6 protein-coding genes and 1 pseudogene are annotated in these 7389 nt (G+C 63.4%); 6 read left to right on the forward strand and 1 reads right to left on the reverse strand.

Annotated features, from left to right (window positions below; genetic code table 11):
- The first annotated feature begins 75 nt into the window (after positions 1–75).
- The 4 genes from EOD07_RS15565 (at position 76) to EOD07_RS15580 (ending at position 4715) form a co-directional block, all read left to right on the forward strand.
- On the forward strand, positions 76–1605 hold the full coding sequence (locus tag EOD07_RS15565) for a sodium:solute symporter (protein ID WP_052468044.1): 1530 nt from the start codon (positions 76–78) through the stop codon (positions 1603–1605).
- Positions 1606–1616: 11 nt separating this feature from the next.
- Positions 1617–1928 carry a hypothetical protein gene (locus EOD07_RS15570; RefSeq protein ID WP_127236103.1) on the forward strand — a complete coding sequence of 104 codons (312 nt, stop codon included), beginning with the start codon at positions 1617–1619 and terminating at the stop codon, positions 1926–1928.
- Positions 1929–2066: 138 nt separating this feature from the next.
- Positions 2067–3383, forward strand: a complete 1317-nt coding sequence (locus EOD07_RS15575) for an NtaA/DmoA family FMN-dependent monooxygenase (RefSeq protein ID WP_244508477.1) — start codon at positions 2067–2069, stop codon at positions 3381–3383.
- 15 nt (positions 3384–3398) lie between these two features.
- Positions 3399–4715: an LLM class flavin-dependent oxidoreductase gene (locus EOD07_RS15580; protein WP_127236104.1), complete on the forward strand. Its 1317-nt coding sequence runs from the start codon at positions 3399–3401 to the stop codon at positions 4713–4715.
- 37 nt (positions 4716–4752) lie between these two features.
- Here the strand turns inward: EOD07_RS15580 and EOD07_RS15585 are convergent, their stop codons facing one another.
- The gene (locus EOD07_RS15585; protein WP_127236105.1) at positions 4753–6630 is read right to left on the reverse strand and encodes an ABC-F family ATP-binding cassette domain-containing protein; all 1878 of its coding nucleotides are present in this window, start codon (positions 6628–6630) and stop codon (positions 4753–4755) included.
- A gap of 105 nt (positions 6631–6735) precedes the next feature.
- Here EOD07_RS15585 and EOD07_RS15590 point away from each other — a divergent pair, with 105 nt between their 5' ends.
- The gene (locus EOD07_RS15590) at positions 6736–6981 is read left to right on the forward strand and encodes a hypothetical protein (RefSeq protein ID WP_127236106.1); all 246 of its coding nucleotides are present in this window, start codon (positions 6736–6738) and stop codon (positions 6979–6981) included.
- 204 nt (positions 6982–7185) lie between these two features.
- A pseudogene (locus tag EOD07_RS15595) lies at positions 7186–7389 on the forward strand (hypothetical protein); the annotation flags it as partial.

Genomic DNA, 7389 nt, shown 5'->3' on the forward strand with positions numbered 1-7389 from the left:
GTTTAAGTTCCGCCCGGCGCTGGCCCAGTGGGGACGAAACGCTTTGCAGCCAGCTAACGAGCGGGACATTTTGACATGGACAAGACAACTCTCCAATTGACACAGGGGCTTACCCCGACTCTGGGCTATTCGCTTCTCGTGGGGCTCGGGTTGGCCACCCTCGTGGCGGCGATCGTCATTCGCCGGCTGCTGGTGCGCAACACCCACGACTTCATCATCTCCGACCGCAAGATCGGGTTTGGCTTCGGCGTCGGCTCGGTAATTTCCGTCTGGACATGGTCGATGGCGGTGATGATGACCTCCGCCATGACCTTCGAATGGGGCCTGTCGGGCCTGTTCTGGTTCGTGGCGCCGAATGGGCTTGCGGTGATGATGCTGATCCCGTTCACGCGCGTCCTGCGCCGGCAGATGCCGAACGGCTACACGATCTCCGAGTTCACCAAGAACCGCTTCAAGCAGTCGGGGGTCGCGACATCCATCGTGACGCTGACGATGGTCTTCGGCATCGTCCTGGAGATCCTGATCAACCTGAAGGGCGCTTCGGTGGTCATGTCGACGATCTTCAATATCGACTGGACCTATGCAGCGCTTGTCGGCCTTATCTCGGTGTTGGTCTATTCCTATTTCGGCGGCCTGTGGACGAGCGTCATGACCGCGACCATCAACCTTCTGATGATCACGGTGCCGGCGGCGATCATCGTCTCGCTGGCCTTCGACAAGGTGCCGGGCGGCGCGCTTGCGGTCGTCGCCAAGGTCGGAGAGGTGAACCCCGCCAATCTGTCGGTGCTGCGCTGGGACGCCGCCGCCGGTTTCGGCATCACCCTGGCATTCGGCATATTCGCAGCCGCCATCGCCGACCAGACCTTCTGGCAGAAGGCGTGGGCGATCAAATCGGAATATGTCAACCGCACCTTCCTCTGGGCCGGCGCGCTGTTTTATCCCATCCCGATCGCGCTCGGCACTCTCGGTCTGATCGGTATCGCATACGGCCTGAACCTATCGGATATCGGCGGCGACTCGGCGGCGATCGGGCCGTATCTGATTTCGCATCTCGGCCTGCCGTTCTTCATCATCATCGGTTATGTGCTGATGATCCTGGCCGCCTGCTACTCGACGATCGACGGTGCCGGGTCGGCGCTTTCCTCAATCGTCGCCGTCGACATCGTCAAGCGCTTCGCCCCGAGGACGGCTGAAAGCCGGCTGTTCGTCATCACCAAGATTTCGACCCTGATAGGCGGCCTGGTTGCCTTCGGCATCGTCCTTTCCGGCGTCGACTTCACCACGCTGGTCCTGACCACCTATGCGCTCAAGACCTCGATCCTGCTACCGCTGGTGCTGGCGATCCTTTGGCCGCGAACCAATACGATCGGCTTCGTCGGGGGCATCGTCCTGGCGATCGGCATCGGCATGCCGCTGCGCCACGTCTACGGCGATCTGGTGGGAACGATCAGCATCGTCGCGATCAGCGGCCTGACGGTGGTGCTGGGAGCGCTCATCCGACCCGAACGCTTCGACTACGCCGCCCTGCGGCAGAGCACCACACTGGACGCGAACGCAACGGCTGACAGCGCCCTGCCCGGCGCCGTCACGGCACCGGCTGAATAAGGGGAATGGATATGTCGGCAATCACTCTCATCATCACGATCGGCTCGGTGCTGGCGACGGCGGTCTTTGCCGCCGGATACTGGCGTGGCGTACAGAACGCGATCAACGACTTCCGCCAAGGCGAAACGGAAGAGGCGCCGGTGCCGCAGGACGGCCATTGGGGCGGCATCGCCTTGGCGTTCGCACTCTCCATCGTCAGCATAGCAGGCATCGGTTACACGCCGTATTTCGTCTATGCCGGGCCGTTCCTGGTGCTGGTAACGACATTCGGCGTCGGCCTGGCCTTCTTCATCGAAAAGAAGGTGCCGGCCACCAAGCCATAGATTGCGCTCCGACGACCACCGGTCGGTCGGGCGTGGCGCGAACGGCTTCCGGCGCGCCACGCCCTCACCGCGCGCAAATCCGAAAGCCGGCGCTTCAGGGTGCCAGCAAAAATCAGTTTCAAGTACCGGGACCAGTCCGTGACCAAGAAGCAAGCGCACTTCCTCGGATTTATGCAGCATGGGGTCAACAGCCATGCGACCGGCATGTGGCGGCATCCCAAAGACAAGGTCGGCTGGAATTATGCGCGCCCCGAATACTGGCAGCACATGGCTCGGACCATGGAGCGCGGTCTGTTCGACGCGATGTTCATCGCCGACGAGCTGGCGCCCTACAACAGCTTTGCCGACAACTCCGATGCGACCGTGAAGTGGGCCGTTCAGTGCCCTACCCACGAACCATCGACCCTGGCGCCGATCGTCACCGGCGCCACCACCCATCTTGGCGTCGGGCTGACGCTGTCGACCGCATTCGAACATCCGTACTCGATGTGCCGCCGGCTCTCCAGCCTGGACCATCTTTCCAACGGGCGCATCGCTTGGAACATCGTCGGCTCCTACTCGAAAAGCGAGTGGGATGCCTATGGCGCCCAGATGGACGACCGCAGCCGCCGCTACGATCGCATCGAAGAGTATCTCGAGCTCTGCCTGAAGCTCTGGAATTCATGGGAGCCGGACGCGATCGTCGCCGACAGGAACAGCGGTATCTACGCCGACCCATCCAAGGTGCGCGAAGTGGTGCATCGGGGCGAATTCTTCCAATGCCGCGCCCGACATTTCGTGGCGCCGTCGCCTCAGGGAAAGCCGGTCCTTTGGCAGGCCGGATCGTCCGAGCCGGGCCGCAACTTCGCGGCCAGGCAGGCGGAAGCGATTTTCGCGATCCATCCGAATGTCGACGAGATGCGCCTCTATTCCGAAGACCTCAACCGCCGCCTCGAAAAATTCGGGCGACGTGCCGGCGGCGTGAAGCTTATCTACGGCGTGCAGCCGATCGTCGGCGAGACCCGCGACGAGGCGAAGCGCAAATACGAGACCATCCGCGCCTTGCTGCCGCGGGAGGGGTCGCTTGCGCTGCTGTCCGGCCAGCTCAGCCTCGACTTCTCGAAGTATGATCCGGATTCGCCGCTCGACAGCATCGACGTCCCCGGCATTCAGGGCGTCAGGGACGCGCTGGTGCGCTCGGGTGCCGGCAGCGACGTGACCATCGCCGAGGCGGCGGAAATCTATTCGATGCGGTTCGCCATGCCGACACTCGTGGGAACCGCCGCCGACATCGCCGACCAACTCGAGACGTTCATGGACGAGGGCGGCGCCGACGGCTTCATGCTGCTGGCAACCTACACACCTGGATGCTTTGAGGAATTCGTCGATCTGGTGGTCCCGGAAATGCAGCGGCGCGGCCGCTACCGCAGAGCCTACGCTGGAACGACGTTGCGCGAAAACCTCCTTCAGTACTAACAGTCAGGACCGTCAATGGCAAAGAAAGCACATCTGCTCGGCTTCATTCAGCATGGCGTGAACAGCCACGCAACCGGCATGTGGCGCCACCCGAAAGACAAGGTCGGCTGGAATTATGCGCGCCCCGAATACTGGCAGCACATGGCCCGGACCATGGAGCGCGGCCTGTTCGACGCTATGTTCATCGCCGACGAGCTGGCGCCTTACAACACCCACGCGAATTCATCCGATCCGATCGTGAAATACGCGGTGCAGTTCCCGACGCATGAACCGTCGACCATCGCGCCAATCATCACCTCGGCGACCACGCATCTCGGCGTCGGCGTCACCTTGTCGACCGCCTTCGAGCACCCCTACTCGATGTGCCGCAGGCTTTCGAGCCTCGACCATCTTTCCAACGGCCGCATCGCCTGGAACATCGTCTCGTCCTATTCGAAGAGCGAGTGGGAGGCGTATGGAGCCGAGATGACCGATCGCGGCCACCGCTACGAGCAGCTCGATGAGTACATGGAGCTTTGCTACAAGCTATGGAACTCCTGGGAGCCGGACGCGATCATCGCCGACAAGGAAAGCGGCGTCTACGCCGACCCTTCCAAAGTACACGAGGTGGTGCACGAAGGCACATTCTTCCGGTCGCGCGGCCGCCATTTCGTAGCGCCGTCGCCGCAGGGCCAGCCGGTGCTGTGGCAGGCGGGCTCGTCCGACCGCGGCCGCGATTTCGCGGCAAAGCATGCCGAGGCGATCTTTGCGGTGCTGCCGACTGTCGCCCGCATGCGCCAATACAGCGACGATCTCAATACCCGCGTCAGCGAGCGCTTCAATCGCCCGCCTGGCAGCGTACGTCTCATCTATGGTGTCCAGACAGTCGTTGCGGAAACACGGGAGGAGGCGCAGGCCAAGTACGAACGGATCCTGGCTTGCATTCCTCCCGAGGGCGCGCTGGCCTGGATGTCGGGCCATTTCGGTCTCGACTTCTCGACATTCGATCTGGACGACCTGATCCAGGACATCGAGGTCCCCGGTATCCAGGGCCTGTTCGAATCGATCCTCTACGCACGCGACGGCGCCCCGGTAACGATCCGCGACGCCGCCATCATCTACGCGCAGGGCATGGGAATGCCCGTGCTGGTCGGCACGCCTGCCGACATCGCCGACAGGCTGGAGGAGTTCATGGACGATGGCGGCGCCGACGGCTTCATGCTGATCGCCACCTACACACCCGGCTGCTTCGAGGAATTCGTCGACCTCGTCGTTCCCGAACTGCAAAGGCGTGGACGCTATCGAACGGAGTATCCGGGCACGATGCTGCGCGAAAACCTGCTGAACGACTGATGCGACCGCGTGCCCTCCCGCGCGGGAGGCATGATGCTTACTCCGCGATCCCTTCCTCATATTCCGCCGACATCGTCAGCCACTTGTCCTCGTTCACCGCCAGTGTGTGCGCCAGCTGCGAGCGCTCCTTGGCAAGCCGCGTCGCGGTCGAGGGGTCCTTTTCGTAGACGGCCGGATTGGCGAGCTCGTCCTCGATCAGGTCGATGCGCTTGCGGATGCGGTCCATCAGCGCCTCGGTGGCGCGGATCTCCTTGGCCAATGGCTCGAGCGCGGCGCGGCGATGGGCGGCCTCGCGGCGGCGGTCGGCCTTGGAGGCCTTGTCCGCCTCCTTCTGCTCCCGGCGGTTGGACGAGACGCCGGTGACCAGCGTCTTATAATCCTCCAGGTCGCCGTCATAGGGATTGACCGCGCCGTCCTTGACCAGCCACAGCCGGTCGGCTGTCGCCTCCAGAAGATGCCGGTCGTGCGAGATCAGGATCACGGCGCCCGGAAAGTCGTTCAGCGCATGGATCAGCGATTCACGGCTGTCGATGTCGAGGTGGTTGGTCGGCTCGTCGAGAATGAAAAGGTTGGGCCCCTCGAAGGCCGACAAGCCCATCAGCAGGCGCGCCTTCTCGCCGCCGGACAGATCTTTCGCGGCGGTGTTCATCTTCTCGGTCGAGAGGCCGAACTGGGCGACGCGGGCGCGCACCTTGGCTTCCGGCGCGTCGGGCATCAGCCGGCGCACGTGTTCGTAAGCGCTTTCCTCTGGACGCAAATCGTCGAGCTGGTGCTGGGCGAAGATCGCCACCTTCAGGCCCGGCGCGATCGTCATGGAGCCGGTCTCGGCCTTCAACCGACCGGCGAGCAATTTGGCGAAGGTCGACTTGCCGTTGCCGTTGGCGCCGAGCAACGCGATGCGATCGTCGGCATCGATGCGCAGCGTCATCTTCTTCAGGACCGGATTGCCCTCGGTGTAGCCGACATTGACGCCGTTCAGCGCCACGATCGGCGAGGCGACCGTCTTCACCGGCTCGGGGAACGAGAACGGCCGCACCGTGTCGTTCACCACGGCGGCGATCGGCTTCAGCTTCTCCAGCGCCTTCAGGCGCGACTGCGCCTGTCTCGCCTTGGAAGCCTTGGCGCGAAAACGCTCGACGAAGGATTCCATGTGCTTGCGTTGCGCTTCCTGCTTGACGCGGCTCTTTTCCTGCAGTTCGCGCTGCTCGGTGAGCTGGCGCTCGAACTGATCGTAGCCGCCGCGCCAGAAGGTCAGCTTCTTCTGGTCGAGATGGACGATCGAATTGACGGCGCGGTTGAGCAGGTCGCGGTCGTGCGAGATCAGCAGCACCGTGTGCGGATATTTGGAGACATAATTCTCCAGCCAGAGCGTGCCTTCGAGGTCGAGATAGTTGGTCGGCTCGTCGAGCAGCAAAAGGTCCGGCTCGGAGAAGAGCACGGCGGCCAAAGCCACGCGCATGCGCCAGCCGCCGGAGAAGGAAGAGGCCGGACGCTTCTGCGCGGCATCGTCGAAGCCGAGGCCGGCCAAGATGGTGGCGGCGCGGGATTCGGCCGAATGGGCGTCGATATCGGCCAACCGCGTATGGATCTCGGCGATGCGGTGCGGGTCGGTCGCGGTCTTTTCCTCTTCGAGCAGAGCCTGGCGCTCGACATCGGCTTTCAGCACGATCTCGATCAGCGGCTCCTCGGTTCCGGGCGCTTCCTGCGCCACCTGGCCGATGCGCGTGTTCTTCGGCAGGCTGATGGAGCCGGTCTCCGAGGGGAAATCGCCGGTGATCGCCTTGAACAGCGTGGTCTTGCCGGTGCCGTTTCGGCCGACGAGACCGGCCTTGGTGCCGGCCGGCAGGGTGAGCGAGGCATGATCGAGAAGCAGCCGCCCCGCCATGCGCAGCGTAAGGTCGTTGATGATAAGCATAGCCGCGCTTTTGCACGGGACATCGGCGCTTCGCAAGAGCCAGCGCCCGGATGCCGGCGAAACCCGATAAGGGAACCACTTGCCTGCCGAAGCGTTTGGAGGCCCGTGATCCGCTATCTCGCCCTCGCTTTCATTTTCTTCCAGGTCGCCACGACAACCGCTCTGGCGACGCAGGTGGTTCTATTCGAGGATGCTCAAATCGCCGTCCCAGTCGCATCCATGGGCGGAGCGCCGCCGGCACAGCCAATCTCCGCCCTTGTGGGGGAGATGGCCGGCAGGCCGGAAGGGGACGCGACAGAGCACCTGCTGATCCAAATCGACAACGGAAATATCCCGGCCCGTCGCCCTTGAGTGACTGAGAGGCAGGACAGCGGTGCCCCGCCGGGCATCTCCCCGCAAGGGGACCACAAGGAGAGGTTGTTCGCTCCTTCGCCCTCGCCGATCCCGCCCGGTCACACTTTGCTTGCCACGTCACAGGTTTGGCGTTGATCGTCGCAGTTGTCTCAACCTATGCTGGCGCGAGTGGCGGGTCGATTCAAACAGAGGGCAGATCAGATGTCTGGCAAAACCACGCTCCTTTCGGCCTCGCTGGCGGTCGCGATTTTCGCAGTCGCCGCTGGGCTGGCTATGCTTCTCACCACGCCCGCTGCCCGTGCGGCAGCCATCGACTGCGCGGCAGCCAAGACGCAGGCCGACCTTGCTACCTGCACGGCCGCGAATGCCGCTTCGGCGGACGTCGGGCTCAACGCGGTCTACAAG

This window comes from Mesorhizobium sp. M2C.T.Ca.TU.002.02.1.1, from assembly GCF_003997225.1.